Annotated in this window: 16 protein-coding genes; 5 read left to right on the top strand and 11 right to left on the bottom strand. The window is 64.8% G+C overall.

Features of this window, described 5'->3' with window-relative positions:
- Positions 1-33 precede the first annotated feature (33 nt).
- From MUO32_RS27265 to MUO32_RS27295, 7 genes are all read right to left on the bottom strand, one after another.
- Positions 34-735 carry an ABC transporter ATP-binding protein gene (locus MUO32_RS27265; protein ID WP_257951520.1) on the bottom strand — a complete coding sequence of 234 codons (702 nt, stop codon included), beginning with the start codon at positions 733-735 and terminating at the stop codon, positions 34-36.
- The gene (locus MUO32_RS27270; protein ID WP_257951521.1) at positions 732-2,444 is read right to left on the bottom strand and encodes an ATP-binding cassette domain-containing protein; all 1,713 of its coding nucleotides are present in this window, start codon (positions 2,442-2,444) and stop codon (positions 732-734) included. The genes MUO32_RS27265 and MUO32_RS27270 overlap by 4 nt, the downstream gene beginning before the upstream one ends.
- Positions 2,431-3,300: a branched-chain amino acid ABC transporter permease gene (locus MUO32_RS27275; protein WP_257951522.1), complete on the bottom strand. Its 870-nt coding sequence runs from the start codon at positions 3,298-3,300 to the stop codon at positions 2,431-2,433. The genes MUO32_RS27270 and MUO32_RS27275 overlap by 14 nt, the downstream gene beginning before the upstream one ends.
- A gap of 119 nt (positions 3,301-3,419) precedes the next feature.
- Positions 3,420-4,592: an ABC transporter substrate-binding protein gene (locus MUO32_RS27280; RefSeq protein WP_257951523.1), complete on the bottom strand. Its 1,173-nt coding sequence runs from the start codon at positions 4,590-4,592 to the stop codon at positions 3,420-3,422.
- A gap of 33 nt (positions 4,593-4,625) precedes the next feature.
- Entirely contained in the window at positions 4,626-6,284 is a 1,659-nt protein-coding gene (locus tag MUO32_RS27285; protein ID WP_257951524.1) for an amidohydrolase, read from the bottom strand.
- A 238-nt stretch (positions 6,285-6,522) separates the two neighbouring features.
- Positions 6,523-8,001: an aldehyde dehydrogenase gene (locus tag MUO32_RS27290; protein ID WP_257951525.1), complete on the bottom strand. Its 1,479-nt coding sequence runs from the start codon at positions 7,999-8,001 to the stop codon at positions 6,523-6,525.
- 53 nt (positions 8,002-8,054) lie between these two features.
- A complete protein-coding gene (locus tag MUO32_RS27295; protein ID WP_257951526.1) occupies positions 8,055-9,500 on the bottom strand; it encodes an APC family permease in 1,446 nt (481 codons plus the stop codon).
- Positions 9,501-9,777: 277 nt separating this feature from the next.
- On the opposite strand from MUO32_RS27295, the gene MUO32_RS27300 reads away from it, so the two are divergent.
- From MUO32_RS27300 to recX, 4 genes are all read left to right on the top strand, one after another.
- Entirely contained in the window at positions 9,778-10,527 is a 750-nt protein-coding gene (locus MUO32_RS27300) for an IclR family transcriptional regulator (RefSeq protein WP_257951527.1), read from the top strand.
- Positions 10,528-10,653: 126 nt separating this feature from the next.
- Positions 10,654-11,922 (top strand): SfnB family sulfur acquisition oxidoreductase, encoded by a 1,269-nt coding sequence (locus MUO32_RS27305; protein ID WP_257951528.1) that lies wholly within the window; start codon positions 10,654-10,656, stop codon positions 11,920-11,922.
- Positions 11,923-11,978: 56 nt separating this feature from the next.
- Complete coding sequence (locus MUO32_RS27310; RefSeq protein ID WP_308311340.1) at positions 11,979-12,380, top strand: RidA family protein; 402 nt, start codon at positions 11,979-11,981, stop codon at positions 12,378-12,380.
- An 87-nt stretch (positions 12,381-12,467) separates the two neighbouring features.
- Positions 12,468-13,019, top strand: a complete 552-nt coding sequence (gene recX / locus MUO32_RS27315; protein ID WP_257951570.1) for a recombination regulator RecX — start codon at positions 12,468-12,470, stop codon at positions 13,017-13,019.
- 17 nt (positions 13,020-13,036) lie between these two features.
- Here recX and MUO32_RS27320 read toward each other — a convergent pair whose 3' ends face one another.
- The 3 genes from MUO32_RS27320 to MUO32_RS27330 are packed head-to-tail and all read right to left on the bottom strand — an operon-like array spanning position 13,037 to position 16,001.
- Positions 13,037-13,468: a DUF3237 domain-containing protein gene (locus MUO32_RS27320; RefSeq protein WP_257951571.1), complete on the bottom strand. Its 432-nt coding sequence runs from the start codon at positions 13,466-13,468 to the stop codon at positions 13,037-13,039.
- Positions 13,469-13,482: 14 nt separating this feature from the next.
- On the bottom strand, positions 13,483-15,075 hold the full coding sequence (gene ggt, locus MUO32_RS27325; RefSeq protein WP_257951529.1) for a gamma-glutamyltransferase: 1,593 nt from the start codon (positions 15,073-15,075) through the stop codon (positions 13,483-13,485).
- Positions 15,076-15,134: 59 nt separating this feature from the next.
- Positions 15,135-16,001 carry a LysR family transcriptional regulator gene (locus MUO32_RS27330; protein ID WP_257951572.1) on the bottom strand — a complete coding sequence of 289 codons (867 nt, stop codon included), beginning with the start codon at positions 15,999-16,001 and terminating at the stop codon, positions 15,135-15,137.
- An 89-nt stretch (positions 16,002-16,090) separates the two neighbouring features.
- Between MUO32_RS27330 and MUO32_RS27335 the strand changes: the two genes are divergently transcribed.
- A complete protein-coding gene (locus MUO32_RS27335; RefSeq protein ID WP_257951530.1) occupies positions 16,091-17,080 on the top strand; it encodes a bile acid:sodium symporter family protein in 990 nt (329 codons plus the stop codon).
- 7 nt (positions 17,081-17,087) lie between these two features.
- Here MUO32_RS27335 and MUO32_RS27340 read toward each other — a convergent pair whose 3' ends face one another.
- On the bottom strand, positions 17,088-17,459 hold the full coding sequence (locus MUO32_RS27340; RefSeq protein WP_257951531.1) for a response regulator: 372 nt from the start codon (positions 17,457-17,459) through the stop codon (positions 17,088-17,090).

Below are 17,459 nucleotides of genomic sequence, written 5' to 3' on the forward strand. Positions count from 1 at the left end.
CTCCGAGTCAATGTAATTCACCTGTTAAACAAATCAGGCAGCGGCATCGCCGAGATAGAGCCGGTGCAAATGCCCCGGGTCCCGGGCAAGCGCCGCGCAGTCGCCGTCATAGACGATCTGGCCGCGACGCAGCACATAGGCGCGATTGCCGATGGCGAGCGCCAGCGCTGCGAACTGCTCCACCAGGACCACGGCCATGCCGTCATCGGCGAGCTGCCGCACCGCCCGCATCAGCCGGCTGACGATGACGGGCGCGAGGCCGGAAGACATCTCGTCGATGAGGATGACGCGCGGCCGGTTGACGATGGAGCGGGCGATGACGACCATCTGCTGTTCGCCGCCGGAAAGCATGCCGGCCTCGACGGTGCGTCGCTGGAGAAGCTCGGGAAAGAGATCGTAGGCCTCCTTGAGATCCGCATCCGGATGCAGCGCGACTTTGAGGTTTTCCTCCGTCGTCATCGCGGGGAAGACGGTTCGGCCCTGTTCGACATGGCTCAAGCCCGCCTTGGCGCGGGCGCCGGGGCGCAGCTTCACCAGCGCGGTGCCATCGAGGGTGATAAAGCCGGCACGGGCGGGGATGATGCCCGAAAGGCTCTCCAGAAAGGTCGTCTTGCCGGCGCCGTTCGAACCCAGCAGCACGCTGATCTCGCCGCCCTTCGCTTCGAGATCGACGCCGCGAATGACAGGAATGCCGGCGCGATCAACCTGCAATGCTCCGATGGAAAGGATGGTCACTCGGCGGCCTCCTCGAATTCGACGCCCATATAGGCTTTCTGCACCACCGGCATATCCAGCACCGCGGCGGTAGCGCCCGCGGCGATCACGCGTCCGAAATCGAACACCGTGATCGCCGTGCAGGCTCGCCGTACGAGATCCATGTCGTGCTCGATGAGAAGCACGGCACTTCCAAAGGTTTGCGGGATGGCGGCGATGCGCTCGCCGAGCTTCATCGCCTCGTCGTAGGAAACGCCGGCAGCCGGCTCGTCGAGCAGGATGACCGGCGCGCGCGAAGCGACCGCGCCCGCCACATCCAGCAGACGGCGCGTGCCGACATCGATGGTCGCGATCGGCGTGTCCGGCCCGGGGCATCCGAACCAGGCGAGCAGGCTTTCCAGCTCGCTCTCACTGATCGGCCCGGCCGCAAGCCGGATATATTCGCCCACACGCAGCTCCGGCGCGATGCGCGTCGTCTGCCAGGTACGGCGGATGCCAAGCTTGGACCGGGAGGTCGCGGAGATGCCTTCGAGCGGCTTGCCGTTCAGCAGGATCGACCCGTCATAGCGGAACAGGAAGCCGGCGATGGCATCGACCAGCGTCGATTTTCCGGCACCGTTCGGGCCGACGAGGCCGACGACCGCGCCGGCGGGCACGGCGAGATTGACCTTGTCGAGTGCCGTCACGGAACCGTAGCGCACGGTGAGGTCGCGCACCTCCAGCGCAATGCCGCCGGGATGGGCGGTCTTTTCCGGCAGGGTGCCGGCGGATGTCGCCGCTGCCATCACCCGCTTCGGCCCGAGCTTGCGGGCAAGCCGCGTCCAGGTCTCGGCAATCGTCTCGCCGGTCGAGAGCGCCTGCACGGCGCCGAGTGCGAAGAAGACATTGCCGACGTCCTGCGGCAGGTTGAGCCGGCGCAGCAATTCCGGGAACAGCACGATCATCATGCCGCCGGCAATGGCGCCGAGCGTGAAATGCGCGCCGGCCATGGTGGCGACGGCAAACAGCGCCAGCGACTGCATCATCGAAAAGTTTTCGGAAACCAGCGTGCCGAGATAGCCGGCGAGCAGGCCGCCGGACACACCCGAGATGAAGGCGCTGATGGCGAAGGCACTGAGTTTTGCGCGCGGGATGCTGATGCCATTGGCGGCGGCGGCACGCTCGGAATGGCGCACCGCAAGCCAGGCCGCGCCGAGCCGCGAGCGGCTGACGAACTCCAGCACCACGGCGATGATGCCATAGGTGATGAGCACGAAGGCGAAATAACCCTTGTCGCTGTCGAAGGCCTCGGGGCGCGCGACCTGGGTGAAGCTCGTCTGGCCGGGAAAGGTGATCGTGGCAAGCACCGTGTCGAAGGCCGCAGCGAAGCCGAGCGTGACGATGGCGAGGTTGATGCCGCGCAGGCGCAGCGCCGGCAGGCCGATGGCGACACCGACGGGTACGGCGGCCAGCCCCCCGATCAGCATCCAGACCGCGAGCCCGCCAGGGGCGCCGATGAGGTTGAGATACCCCGTCACCCAGGCGCCGACGCCGGCAAACGACATCTGGCAGAGCGAGATCATGCCCGTGCGACCGGTGACGAGGCCGAGGCTTTGCAGCGCGATGCCGACGATGAAGACGGCGGTGATGAGGAATACCCAGTACTTCGGCAGCACGAGGAGGATGACCGCACCGAGCACGGCGAGCGACAGGGCGGTGGTGGCCGCGGCGCGGAAACTAGCGTGCTTCATCCCAACGGGCTCCCCTTTGCGACCAGAGCAGGACCGCGAGAATGACAAGAAAGGGTACGGCGCCGCGATACTGGCTGACCGCCCCGATGGCGCTGACGCTGCCTTCCAGCAGGCCGATCATCAGGCCGCCGATCAGCGCAGCGCGAAAGCTGGAGAAGGCACCGATGAGGGCGGCGGCCAGCGCGGGTACGACGAGCAGGCTGAGCGAGGAGAAATCCGGCGAGCGCAGCGGCGCGATGATCATCAGCGCGAAGGCCGTGACCCCGCCGGTGACGGCCCACACACCGAGCGCCAGCAGGCGCACACGGATACCGATCAGCTCCGCCGCCATCGGGCGCTGCGAAAGCGCACGCAATTGCAGGCCGGTGCGGGTGCGGGCGAGAAACTGTTCCGTCAGCAGGGTAAAGGCGATGGAAAGCGCCAGCGTCGTGACGGCGGCCCAGGTCACCTCTACGCCGGCGAGGCGGAAGGCGGAACCGGGGATGATCTCCGGGAAATAGTGCGGATGCTGGCCGCCGGTGAGGCGCAGGCCGACGGCGATGATGCCGACGAGCAGTGCCGCGGTGACCGCCGCCTTGGTCGAGGCGCTGCTCCCGGCAAACCAGGTCGTCATGACGAGACCGATTGCAATACCGGCGGCGGCACCCGCGGCGATGCCAAGCAGCACGGCCGGCAACAGCGGCACGCCCAGTTCGAACAGCGCGACCATCGCGAAGGTACCGGCAGCGCCGATGGCGGCACCCGTGAAATTCACCACGGCGACGAGCCGGTAGGTGAAGATGGCACAGACGCCGAGGATGGCGTAGGCCCCGCCGGCCGACAATCCCGCAACGGCGGCAGTAAACAGTGAATCCATTCCGGAACTCCGGGTCGATGCGCGCGGCGCACCGCGCCAGCCGCCATGGTTTTCCGGCCCCATATGGGGCCGGCCAGCTTGGCATGGGGTTTGTCCCCAGGGCTTCGATCTCCCGGCAGCTACTCCGCCGCAGGCAGGACGAACCAGTCCTTGGTCTTCACCGTCCATTTGCCATCGACCAGTTGCATGATCTTGGTGGCCTGCATCGGCGAATGCGCCTTCGCATCACCGAAGGAATAGGCGTTGCCGGCAATCGGATAGGTCAGCGCCTTGCCTTCTTTCAGCGCCGCCGTCACCGCTTCGCGGGTGACTTCGCCTTCAAGACCGGAGATCGTGTCGATCATGACCTTGGCCGCCATGTAGCCGCCCTGCGAGAAAGCGGTTTTGGCAAGGCCGGCCGTTTCCATGGTCTTGGCCCAGTCGGCATTGGCGTCGGTGGCTTCCGTATAAGGTTCCCATTCGGTGCCGACATAGACCGGCTGCTTGCTGTCGGCGAGCGCCTTGGAAACGCCTTCCGTGTAGCCCGGCGCCAGGAACAGCCAGTTGATGCCCGTGATCTTCTGCGCATCCGCCGTCTTGATCCACTGCACCACACCCGGCTCGACCTGATTGGTCAGCACCGCGTCGCAACCGGCGTCGCGCGCCTTGATGAGATAGGGGGTGAGATCGCCCTGCATCGGCAGGGTCACGTCGGTCAGCGTGATCGTGTTGCCGCTGATTTTCTCCCAGCGTGCGACGGCGGCGGCATAGGCCTCCTGCGTGCCGCCGATGATGCTGAAGAACGTGCAGAGCTTTTTCGCCCCGAGATCCTTCGTGGCATAGTCGAGCACGGCCGTCGTCAGCGTATAGGGACCGACATTGACCGGCGAGACGCTCGGCGCGTTGAAGCAGAGCGGATCGACGCCGACACCCTGTACGGCGAGCACATCGTTACGGTCGTAGGTCGCGGCATTGACGGCACAGTCGAGCAGACTCGCCCCGCCGGCCAGCGCCACGACGCCCTTGTTGTCGATGAGATCGCGCGCGGCTTGAGCGGCGACCTGTGGATCGCCCTTGTCGTCGGCGATGGTGAACTCGACCTTGCAGCCATTGATGCCGCCGGCATCGTTGAGTTGCTGGAACACGGCGGCCGTCGCGCGCGGTGCGTCGGAGAAATCGACGACGCCCGTCACCGTCGAAACGGCGCCGATCTGGATCGGGCCGCTCTCGCAGGTCGGCGCAGCCGACGCCGACGAGGCGGCGGCAAGCAGGATCGCCGTGGAGGCGAGGAGAAGATTGCGGGTCTGTGTCATGCTGCTCCCTTTCTTGTTGTTGTCGATGAAGGTTTAGCGTCGATAGACGGCGCGGCCTTCGAAATAGGTGGTGAGGACCTTGGTGGCGGCGATGCGGTTGGCCTTGACGTCGAAGAGGTTCTGGTCGAGCACGATGATATCCGCCGACTTGCCGGGTTCGATGGAACCGGTTTCTTCGCCAAGCCCCATGGCGATGGCCGAATTCAGCGTGAAGATGCGAATGGCGGTGGCAAGGTCGATGGCCTGCTCCGGCCAGAGCGCCACACCCGGGAAAGCGCCCGACGGGTTCTGGCGCGTCACCATGCCCTCGATGCCGTTCAGCGGATCGGGGATCGGGATGACCGGCCAGTCCGAACCACCGGCGAGCAGCGCCCCGGTCCTGTGGAGATCGGCGATCGGCCAGAAGCGCGTGGCACGCTCTTCGCCCATCGCTTCCTTGTGCCCCTCGAGGAAGGTTGTCGGATACCAGATCATCGGGCAGAGATCGGCCACCACCTGCAGCGCAGCGAAACGCTCGATATCCTCCGGGCGGATGTAGCTCGCATGCGCGATATGGTGCAGCACCCTGGTCGGGCCATTGAAGTGGCGCACCGCCTCCACCGCATCGAGCATTTCGGTGACGGCATAGTCACCCGCACAGTGGATCTTCAGACCCATGCCCAGCTTTTCCGACTTGTCGACATATTTGACGAGGTCGGGATAGCTGACCAGGACTTCGCCGCGATAGCCGTGCGGGTGCGCCGCGTCGTCCACATAGGCGTCGTGGAAGGCACCGGTGCGCGCGCCCGGCACGCCGTCGAGGAAAATCTTCGTGTAGTTAGGGCGCACATGCCGCGTGCGGTATTCATCGCGCAGCGCCAGCAGTTCATCGCCCGAAAGGCCGAACATGAAGGACGGCTCGATCAGCGGCAACGAGGTCACGGCCCAGGCAGTCAGGTCACCCCTTTCATCGAGGCCCTTCAGCGCCTTCAGGATGGAGAGAACCGACGCGGCGTCCTGGAAGGCGGTGACGCCGTAGGAATTGACGATCTCCACGGCGCGGGCGACGGCCGCCTCGCCCATCGCCTCGGTGAAATGATCGGCGGCCACACGCTCGACGATGCCGGCGGCGGATTCGATGAGCAGGCCGGTAAGCCGGCCGGTCGCAGGATCGCGGCCGAAAGCGCCGGCCGGCGGATCGGGCTGGTTGTCGGAGATGCCCGACAGGCGCATCGCCTCGCTGTTGACCCAGCGGTTGTGCATGGTTTCGTCACGCAGCAGGACGGGATGGCCAAGACCGGCGGCATCGAGTTTTTGAAGCGCAGCCTCCGTGTTGAGCGCACTGATCATGTCCGCCCCCCACTGGTTGGCGACGATCCACTGGCCGGGCGCTGAGGCTTCGGCCTGGGCGCGCACATGGGCGCAGATGGCCTCGACGGAGGCCCCGGCGGCAATCTGCGTCTCGAAGAGATCGGCCTGGCCGCCCATCATGATGTGATTGTGGATGTCGACAAAACCGGGCATCGCCATGCGGCCGGCGAGATCGACCACCTCGGTCTTGTCGCCACGATAGGCCTCGATATCGGCGGCACTGCCGACGGCAAGGATACGGCCATCCGCAATGGCGACAGCTTCGGCCCAGGAATTGGCGGCGTCGACCGTGTAGATGCGGCCACGGGTAAGGATGAGATCTGCGCGCGGCGTCCCAGTCATGATAGCGATGTTCCCTTTCGGTTCATTATGTGAACCTTGTTTTCAATATCAGCTTGCCGCAGATAGGGGCGACTGTCAATGTACTTCACACGTTAAATATATGAATGCGGCGCGGCAGCGCGTGAACAATTCCCGCTGAAACAGAGCGTACAGCCGCCCCGCCGGGGCTTTTGCCCCGGTCGTCTACCGCTATGGTGGAGAGGTGCCCGCGATCAATTTCTCGCGAGCATGGCTGCGCTCAGAGCTGGATCCACGCCGTCTTCAGGTCGAGATATTTTTCCAGCGCATGCAGCGACTTGTCGTGACCGTTGCCGGACTGGCGCACGCCACCGAGCGGCACCGTGTTGTCGGCCCCGCCATAGGTGTTGACATGGACCACGCCCGCACGGATGCCGCGCACCATGCGATGTGCCCGCGAGAGATTGGCGGTCCAGACGGCGGAGGCGAGGCCGTAGTCGGTACCGTTGGCGATGGCGAGCGCTTCCTCTTCCGTGTCGAAGGGGATGATCGAGAGGATCGGCCCGAACACTTCCTCGCGCGCAAGCGTCATGCCCGGCGTGACGTCGAAGACCGTCGGCTCCATGTAGAAGCCGCCCGTTTCCGTAAGAATACGCTTACCGCCCGTGCGCAATTTCGCACCTTCGACCAGCGCCTGCTCGGCAAAACCGAGATCCTTGCGCAGCTGCATTTCGCTGGAGATCGCGCCGGCCTCGGTCGTCAGCAGCAGGGGATCACCGACCTTCATGGACGCCGCGATGCTGGCCACCTTCGCGGAAAATTCCCCGACGATGGAGCGTTCGACCAGGAGCCGGGAACCGGCGACGCAGACCTGGCCGGAATTGCGGAAGATGCCGTAGGCGGAGTTTTTTGCCGCCCTGTCGAGATCGGGCGCGTCGGCAAAGACGACGTTCGGCGACTTGCCGCCGAGCTCGAGATAGACGCGCTTGAGATTGGAGCGGGCCGAATATTCGAGGAGACGCCTTCCGACCGGGCCGGAACCGGTGAAGACCAGAACGTCGATATCGGGATGCAGGCCCATCGCCTCGCCGGTGACGGCGCCACGGCCGGTCACGACATTGAGCACGCCCTCCGGAAGTCCGGCTTCGGCACAAAGCTCCGCAAGACGCAGCAGCGACAGCGAGGCCACCTCCGCCGGCTTCAGCACCACGGAATTGCCGGCGGCAAGCGCCGGCGCAATCTTCCAGGCGCCGATCATCAGCGGGAAATTCCACGGCACGATGGCGCCGACCACGCCGACCGGCTCGCGGTGAACGAGACCGAGAATATCACCCGCCGTCGGCGCGATCTCGCCATAGACCTTGTCGATCGCCTCCGCATAGTAGCGGAAGCTGCCGGCGGCGCTGCCGGGTTCGGCCTTCAGCGCCATGGCGATTTCCGTGCCGTTGTCGCGCACGCCGAGCACGGCAAGTTCCAAGGCATGTTTCTCGATCAGTTCGGCGATCTTGAGGAGCACCCGCTTGCGTTCGGCCGGCGCGGCTTTCGCCCAGCGGCCCTTTTCGAACGCCGCACGCGCCGCCTTCACCGCCCTGTCGACATCGACGGTTCCGGCATCGGCGATGCTCGTCAGCCGGCGCCCGTCGATCGGCGAGACGACGTCCAGCACCGCTCCGGTGGCCGGCTCGCGCCAGTTGCCGCCGATGAACAACGCCTGCGGGGCGATGACGAGGTTACGGAGCGCTTCGATCTTTTCCTGCATGACATTCCCTCGAAAGAAGGGGCGGCGCCGGAGCGCCGCCGTGCTTTTCAGATTTAGCGGCCGACACCGAGACGCGCAAAGGCGATCGCGTCGCCGGACTTCAGACGTAGCGCGCAGAAGAGGCCGATGACGGCGGCAATCAGCACGAGGCCCGGCAGGAACACGGCAAGCGGCCCCTCGGCCCCGGCCAACGCGCCGAAGTTGGTGGCAATATAGAACACCAGTGCTGCAAGGATCAGTCCCGTCAGAACCGGCAGCACGACCGTCGCGAGCTTGCTGCCTTCAAGACCGGGGTTGCGGCCGAAGAAGGCGACGATGGAGAAGGCCGTCAGCGCCATCAGCAGAATGATCGCCAGCGTACCGACATTCGTCAGCCAGGAGAACAGTGCCAGCACAGGATCCAGTCCCGCGAAGGCGAAGAGCGCGACGACGACGACGGCGATGACCGTCTGCACGACCGAACCGGCATGCGGGCTCTGGAACACCGGATGGGTGACGCCGAGCGCCTTCGGCAGCAGGCCCTCGCGGCCGGCGACATACATGTAGCGGGCAACGCCGTTGTGAAAGGCCACGACGCCGGCAAAAAGGCTGGTGATGAAGAGGATGCCCATGATGGTGGTGATGCCATTGCCGACATAGCGGTCCGCCAGACCGAAGAGGAAGGTCGTCGGATCGGCAAGGCCCTGGATTTCCGGCACCAGCTTGTCGACACCAGCACCGTTGACCATCAACCAGGAGGTCAGCATGTAGAAGACACCGATGAGGACCACGGAGATATAGGTGGCGCGCGGCACGGTCTTTTCCGGCTCGCGGGCCTCTTCGGAATAGATGGTCGTCGCTTCGAAGCCGATGAAGGCGGCAAAGCAGAACAGAATGCCGATGGCCGGCGTTCCGCTCATGAAGGCGGACGGCGTGAAGGGCACCGCGGAGAGGCCGCTGTCACCGCCCTTGATGAAGATCGCCGCATCGATGACCAGGACCACGAGATATTCGAGCACCACGAGCACGGCGAGTACGCGGGCGGAAAAATCGACCCGGCGATAGCCGAAGACCGCGACGAGCGCGATGCAGAGATAGGTCCAGACCCACCAGGGCACGTCGATCCCGTAGCCGGCGAAGAACCCGGCGGTCGCGGCACCGAAAAGGCCGAGGACACCGATCTGCATGGCATTGTAGGCGAGAATTGCGATCAGCGCCGCCGCACCGCCGGCAAGGCCGCCGAGGCCCTGCGCGGTATAGGCGTAGAAGGCGCCGGCATTGCTGATATGGCGGGCCATCGCGACATAGCCGACGGCAAACAGCAGCAGAACGGCCGTCACGAAGGCGAAGGTCAGCGGAATGCCGGCACCGTTGCCGAGCATCATCGACAGCGGCACGCCGCCGGCAACGGCCGTCAGCGGCGCTGCGGCCGACACGACGAGAAAGGTGACGGCCCCGACACCCAGGCTGTTCTTGCGCAGTTGGTTCGCGCCGCCGGGCGACACGGTCTCATTGCTCATGATTTTGCTCCCATCCTGGCGGCTCACCCCACACGGCTGCCGCCTCCAGTGCCGTGCGCGAAGCGCCCGGCGGTTCCCACTCGAAGAATTGTCTTGCGGTTCATTATTTGAACCTTTATTTTAATATTAGACTTGCAAAAGCCTGCACCCGCGTCAAGTTAATTCTCATGTTAAGTATCTCGACAGGAACGGGAGAGGCATGAGAGGCTGTCCGGGGGGTGGCGGCATCGATCATCCGGTGCGACACGGTCCGTAACGAAACGCGCGAAAGAGAAGCATGAGCACCATCGGAAAGGCCCTCTCCCTCCTCGACGTCATCTCGCAGCTCGGCAAGGACATCGGGCTGACCGACGTCGCGCGGCTTGCCGCACTCGACAAGGCCACGGCGCGGCGTTTCCTGGTGGAACTGGAGAAACACGGTTTCGTGGAGCAGGACGAGGAGACGCGGAAATACCGGCTCGGCGCCGCCCCCGTACGATTGGCGCGCATTCGCCAGGAGCGGTTTCCCTTCGTTTCCGTCGCAGCCCCCTTCGTCAAGGCGCTAGCGGACGAGGTGGGCGAAACGGTCCATCTTTCGGAATTTACCGGCGGCCGGCTCTCCACCATCCATGTCGAAGATTCCTCGCAGGCCCATCGCGTGATCGTCGATCTCGGTACGCCGCTTCCCTTCCACGCCACGGCTTCCGGCCTCGCCTATCTCGCCTTCCTGCCGGCCGACGAGATCGAGCGGGCGCTGAAACGGCCGATGGAGCGGTTTTCCGCCGAGACGGTCACCGAACCGGAAGCCGTGCGCCTCCTCTTGAAGGAGACCGCCAAGCGCGGCTTTTCGATCAACCAGCAGGGTTTTGAAATGGGCGTGATCAGCGCCGCGGCCCCCATCCTCGCTCCAAGCGGGAAACCCGTCGGCGCCCTTGCCGTCGCTGCCCCGACCGCCCGGACGAACAAGACGCGCATGCTCGATATCGGGCAGAAGACGATGGCGGCGGCCGCCAGCATTGCGCAGAAATATTATGGCGCGAAGGCCTGAACGGCAAAGAAGCCGGCGGCCGCTTTCGAAGGATTTTTCCCAAGCGAGCCACTTTATAATACATAATATCTATCGATTTTATTTTTAACTGCGAAACTCTCCCGAAACCAACCGGAGAGTTTCGCCATGGGGATTATCGAAAAACAGCCGATCGACTACACGCAGCATCCGCGCGTCAATTCGGACGATCCGGTTCCGCCGCGCCCGCGCCCGCAGACGCCCGCCCACATCATCAAGAGCGATGAAGAGGCGATTGCTATCGCAAAGCGGCTGGCCGCCGACTTCGCGCAGGGTGCCGCCCTTCGCGACCGGGAAGGTCTGCTGCCGCTCAAGGAGATTGATACCTATTCGCAAAGCGGTCTCTGGGGCATCAACGTCCCCAAGGCCTATGGCGGCCCGGGCGTTTCCTACAAGACGCTGGCGCGGGTGATCGCCATCCTCGCCGCGGCGGACTCCTCCATCGCCCAGATCACCCAGAACCACCTCGCCATCAACGGCCATATCGATCTCGACGGCACGGAAGAGCAGAAGAAGGAGTTCTTCGGCTGGGTTCTTTCCGGCCTGCGCTTCGGCAATGCTTTTTCCGAGCTGAACAGCAAGACCGTCGGGGCCTTCGAAACGCGCGTTGCCCATGAGGGCGACGAAGCGGTCGTGAACGGCGAAAAATTCTACACGACCGGCGCGCTTCTCTCCCACATCATCCCGATCGTCGCCGTCGATGCCGACGAAAAGGGCTATCTGGTCTTCACCGACCGCGAGACGCCCGGCCTTACGGTCACCAACAACTGGTCGAGTTTCGGCCAGCGCACCACGGCCTCCGGCGCGGTGAAGATCGAGAATGTGCGCGTGCCGAAAAGCCGGCTGCTGCCCGTCGCCGCCTTCGACCGGCCGACCATCGCCGGCCCCGTCTCGCAGATCATCCAGGCCGCCATCGACGCCGGCATCGCGCGCGGCGCGATCGACGACACCATCGCCTTCATCAAGACCCAGAGCCGACCGTGGATCGACAGCGGCAAGGAGACTGCGGGCGAGGATCCCTTCACCATCGCCGCCATCGGCGACCTGAAGATCCGCCTGCATGCGGCCGAAGCCCTGCTCGACATCGCGGGCGAGGCGATCGACGTCGGCCTTAAAAATGCAACGGAGGAGACGATCAACGACGCGACCGTCAAGACCGCCGAAGCCAAGGTGCTGACGACCGAGATCGCCATCCTCGCCACGAACAAGCTGTTCGAGCTGGCCGGCACGCGCGCCACGCTCGCCAAGCACAATCTCGACCGCCACTGGCGCAATGCACGCGCGCACACGCTGCACGACCCCGTGCGCTGGAAGTTTTTCCACGTCGGCAACTTTTACCTCAACGGAATCAACGCTCCGCGCCACGCCTGGAGCTGAGCCTTCCATACGGGTGCCGGTCCAGCCGGCACCCGTCCCTCACCGGATACCCGATCATGCCGCTGCACCGCCACGTCGTCGCCAACGCCGCTCCGCCACCGGCCACCGCCCGCTACGCCCATGCCGTGGAAGCCGCAGGCCTGCTCCACGTAACCGGCCAGTTGCCGATTGATCCCGATAGCCCGGACGCGCCCCTGCCCGCATCGATCGAGGCGCAGACGGACCTTGTCTTCCTCAATCTCCGCCACATCCTCGATGCCACCGGCTACCGGCTGGAAGACACCGTCTTCGCCCGCATCTATCTCACGCATTTTTCCCGCGACTATGCCGGTCTCAACGCCGTCTATCACAGGCATTTCAGCGAGGATGCGCATCTGCCGGCGCGCACGACGGTGGGTGTTGCCGCACTCGGGCGCAATGCGCTGGTAGAGATCGACCTCGTCGTGGCGAAGCGCTGACAGAGGCGGAAGGGTGACAGGGCGGGGAACTTCTTCCATAAGGAACGGGATCCGAAGCACCGCAATAGCCGAAAGCCCGCCTTGAGCCTGGAAGACGACACGCCCGCCGATGTGCCCACGCCGCGCATGTTCTCCTGGGCGCGCAATTCGACGATCTATCGCATCGAACGGCGCATGCACACGGAAAAGCAGCTCTACGATGCCATCGCCCGAAAGGCGCGCGAGAAATTCGAGGAAATCAGCGACGCGCAGGTGAAGGCGCTCGCCGATGCCGCGGTGAAGTTCGCCTATGACAACAAGGCGCTCGACGATACGGCTTTCGCCGAAATGAGCAGCCGCTCCGGCATGCGCAGCGGCCGGTCGAAGCGCGCGGTCGTGCAGAGACTTTCGCAGAAGGGCATTGCCAAGGAAACGGCCGCCGCCGCGGTCGCCGAGATGGACGATCTCTACGCCGCCGTCGTGCTCGCCCGCAAACGCGCCTTCGGGCCGTTCCGCAAGGTCGAGCTTGACGACAAGCGCAAAGCCAAGGAATTTTCCGCCTTCGCCCGCGGCGGCTTCAGCTTCGAGATCGGCCGGCAGGTCTTTTCCATGACGCTGGAAGACGCCGAGGAAATCCTGGACGCCGGCCGCCATTTCTGACGGCCGGCCCATTGGTTTCAGGCCACGCGAAAGAAGGTGGCCTTGGCCAGCGTCCCCGCTCCGTCGGTCAGCAGCGTCCCGACAAAGACCGCATCGCGAAGCCAGGCGTAGGCTCCATCGGCCACCTCGAACCGCGGCACCGTCCGTCCGCGGAAGTCGCCGTTCTCGTCCGCCTGCACGGTTCCGGCATTGATCAGCGAGATCAGGACGCCGTCATGGGTGCGAAGCGTATAGCGTGCCCAGATGTCGCTGATGCCATCCGGCCGGGTCAGGCACCAGTCGGCACCGCCCGGCAGAACCTCGCCATGGATATCCGGCCCCGTGAAGCGCCCACCCGTGATCGGGATGATTTCGCGTACGCCGCCGCCGATCTCGCCGACGACGAGAGCGGGCGCGATCTCCGCCTCGATGCGCATCACCAGTTCCAGTTTCGGCTGTTGCGTATCCATCACGATCCTCTCCCTCAAAGCCCGAGCGCAATGCCATCCTTGCGGGATTCAGAGCCGCCGATCAGCGTGCCGTTCTCCCAGTCGATGCGGATCGCCTGCGCCCCGCCGATCGGCCCTTCGGCCGGAACGAGAGAGAAGCCACGGCGCGTCAGTTCGCTCGCCGTCGCCGCCGGCAATGTGTGCTCGGCCTCGACAAGCGTGCCATCGGGCTTGGGAATGAGGCGCGGCAGGTCGATCGCCTCCTGCAGGTCCATGCCGTAGTCGAAGACCTTCGAGACGAGATGGGCATGGCCCATCGCCTGATAGTAGCCACCCATCACGCCAAACGGCATTTCCACCCGCCCGCCGCGCGTCACCATGCCCGGAATGATGGTGTGCAGCGGCCGCTTGCCCGGTGCCACGACATTGGGGTGGCCTGGCTTCAGTGAAAAACTCTGGCCGCGATTGTGCAACACCACGCCGGAACGCGGTGCGACGAGGCCGGTGCCGAAGCTGTCGAAGACCGAATTGATGAAGCTGACAGCGTTGCGGTCGCGATCGACGACGGAAATATAGACCGTATCGCGGTGCAGCGGCATGTCGAAGGCCGGCAGGTCCGTCAACGCGCGGCCGAGGTCGATCATGCCGGCCAGCCGGTCCGCAAGACCGTCCGACAACAATTCTTCGACCGGCACATGCGCCTTGTCCGGATCGGCGATCCAGGCATCGCGCGCCGCGTAGGCCAGCCGCGTCGCCTCGATCTCCAGATGCAGCCGGTCTGGCGATTGCGGATCGCCCTTGGCCTCGAAACGGCTGAGGATGTTGAGGATCAGCAACGCGATGATGCCCTGGCCGTTCGGCGGGCATTCGTGGATCGTGTGACCTCGAAAATCCGTGGTCACGGGCGTCACGTAGTCGCCGCGCGCACCGGCAAAATCCTCCAGCGTATGCAGCCCGCCGAGCGAGCGCAGATAGGAGACCATGTCTTCCGCGACCATCCCCGTATAGAACCCGTCGCGCCCCTCGGCCGCGATGCGTTTCAGCGTGGCGGCAAGCTCCGGCTGGCGATGCACCTCGCCGATTTTCGGCGCCCGGCCTTTCGGCAGGAAGATGCGCGCGGCCGTCGGGTCGGAAGCCAGAAGCTCTTCCTCCAGTTGCCAGTCGCAGTGAACGCGCGGGCTGATCGCATAGCCCTCCTCGGCAAAGCGGATGGCCGGCGCCAGAACGTCGGCAAAGGGCATGCGGCCGTGATCGGAATGCAGTCGCGTCCAGGCATCGATGGCGCCGGGAATGGTCACAGCGGACGGAGACTGGCGCGGCACTTCGGCAAGGCCACGCCCGGTGAACCAGTCGAGCGTCAGCGCGGCGGGCGTGCGGCCCGAACCGTTATAGGCGATCACCTTGTCGGAGCCGTCGGGCGCAAAAAGCACGAAGCAATCGCCGCCGATGCCCGTCGAGCCCGGCTCGACGACGCATTGCATGGCAGAAACGGCAATGGCCGCATCCATCGCATTGCCGCCAGCCTCCATGATCTGCAGAGCGCAGAGCGTCGCGGAGGGGTGCGAGGTGGCCGCCATGGCATGGCGGGACACGGCGACGGAGCGGGTCGGCCTTTCGAAATTGCGCATTCTCTTTGTTCTCCTCGGATGTTTTTTCGCTGCCGAGCGGCAGGTTTTATGGTTTGACGTCAGGGGGCCGTGGTGATGGCGAAGCCCTTGCCGAAGCGCTCGCGCACCTTGCGGGAGAAAGCCGAGACGGTGGCGTGATCGGCCGAGCTCGCCGTGACGAGCACGAATTCCACATCCTCCAGCGCCGGCAGCAAGGGAGGGGCGATCTCGCGAAGGCCTGATGGCGCCAGGCTGCGCGGCTGCACCAGCACGCCCATGCCCGCCCTTGCCGCCGCCGTCAGCCCGCTGAGGCTCTGGCAGGAACAGACGATGCGCCAGGGCAAGCCGCTGCGCTCCAGCGCTTCCATCAGCAGCGCCCGCGTCAGGCTCGGCGGCGGAAACACGATCAGCGGCAACGCGGGCTTTGCCAGCATGGCTTCCGGATCGTTCGCCAGCCACACGAGCGGCTCGCGCAGAATGGCGTCGCCGCGCTGCTCGCCGATCCGCCGTTTGGCCATGACGAGATCGAGTTCGCCACGATCCTGCATGTCGGCCAGCGTCTTGGAGAGTGCCACGGAAAGCTGGAGATCGACGGAGGGATGATCTGCGATGAAGTCTTCCAGCAGCCCCGGCAATTGCCCGCTCACGAGATCCTCGGAAATGCCGAGGCGGAAGGGGCCGCGCGGCGCCGCGGCATCGAAGCGCGCAACCGTCTGGCGCTCCAGCGCCAGAAGCTGGCGCGCATTCGGCAGCAGCGCCTCGCCGTCGCTGGTCAGCCGTACCGCATGGGTATCGCGGTCGATAAGCCGACGGCCGAGGCTGCGCTCCAGCCGCTGGAGATGCTGGCTGACCGTCGACTGGCCCAGGTTCAGCCGCTCGGCCGAAAGCGTGAAGCTTTTGGTCTGGGCCACCATGACGAAACTGCGCAGTTGGGCGAGATCGAGCATATCACGTTTCTCGATAAGCATTATCGATTGCATCGTAAAACAGGATAGCGCATTTTAGGGGCCTGTCGAGACCATCCGGACGATAACCGATGAAACGCCTCCTGCCCGATACGTTCACGCTGCTGCTTGTCGGCGCCGTGCTGCTCGCCTCGCTGCTGCCGATATCGGGCGAGCCGGCGCAATGGTTCGGCATTGCCACCAATGTGGCGATCGCGCTCCTGTTCTTCCTGCACGGCGCGCGCCTTTCCACGGATGTGGTGATCGCCGGTTTCCTGCATTGGCGCCTGCAACTCTTCATCCTCGTCACGACCTTCGTGGTCTTCCCGCTGCTCGGCCTCGGGCTCGGCCTGTTCTCGCCGTGGCTGATCGACCAGCCGATCTATCTCGGCCTGCTTTTCCTCTGCGTTCTGCCCTCCACGGTACAGTCGTCGATCGCCTTCACCTCGATAGCCGGCGGCAATGTGCCGGCCGCGATCTGCGCGGCCTCCACGTCCAACATTCTCGGGATTTTCCTGACGCCGGCGCTCGTCGCTCTGCTCTTTTCCACCGGCGGCCAGGCCGGCATATCCTTCGACATGATCTGGAAGATCATGCTGCAGCTCTTCCTGCCCTTCGTCGCCGGCCAGGTGCTGCAGCCCTTCATCGGCAACTGGATCCGCTCGAAGAAGACGCTGCTCAATCCCTTCGACCGTGGCTCCATCCTGATGGTCGTTTATCTCGCCTTCTCCGAGGCGGTGACGGAAGGCATCTGGCAGAAGCTTGCTATCGGGGACCTCGCTCTCCTCATCCTGATCGACAGCCTGCTGCTGGCCGTCGTGCTCGTCATCACCAGCGTCGGTGGCAAACTCCTCGGCTTCAACCGCGAAGATCGCATCACCGCCGTCTTCTGCGGCTCGAAGAAGAGCCTCGCCAGTGGCGTGCCCATGGCGAGCGTGATCTTCGCCGGCCAGTCGATCGGCGCCATCGTGCTGCCGCTGATGCTCTTCCACCAGATCCAGCTGATGGTCTGCGCCTGGCTCGCCCGCGTCTATGCGGAGCGCAAGAAGGGGCTCGAGGCGAGCGCCGTGCAGGCGAGCTGACGCTGTATTAGCCGATACCGGGAAGCAGCGCTTCGATCTTGCCCAGCAGACGCGGCAGATCGATGGGCTTGGTGTCGAAGTCATTGCAGCCGGCATCGCGGGCGCGGGCTTCGTCGACGCTCATGGCATGGGCGGTCAGCGCAATGATCGGCAGACCCGCATTGGCGGGATTTTCGCGAATACGGCGCGTCGCCTCGCAGCCGTCGATGCCGGGCAGGCCGATATCCATGAGGACGAGGTCGGGCGAGTCGGAGGCAGCGCGCATGACGGCCTCCTCGCCATCTATGGCGAAGATCACTGCGTAGCCCTTTCGCTCCAGGCGGCGCGAGAGCATGTCGCGGTTCATCTCGTTGTCCTCGACCAGCAGAATTTTTGGCAT

It is taken from the genome of Shinella sp. CPCC 101442 (assembly GCF_024704725.1).
Lineage (GTDB): Bacteria > Pseudomonadota > Alphaproteobacteria > Rhizobiales > Rhizobiaceae > Shinella.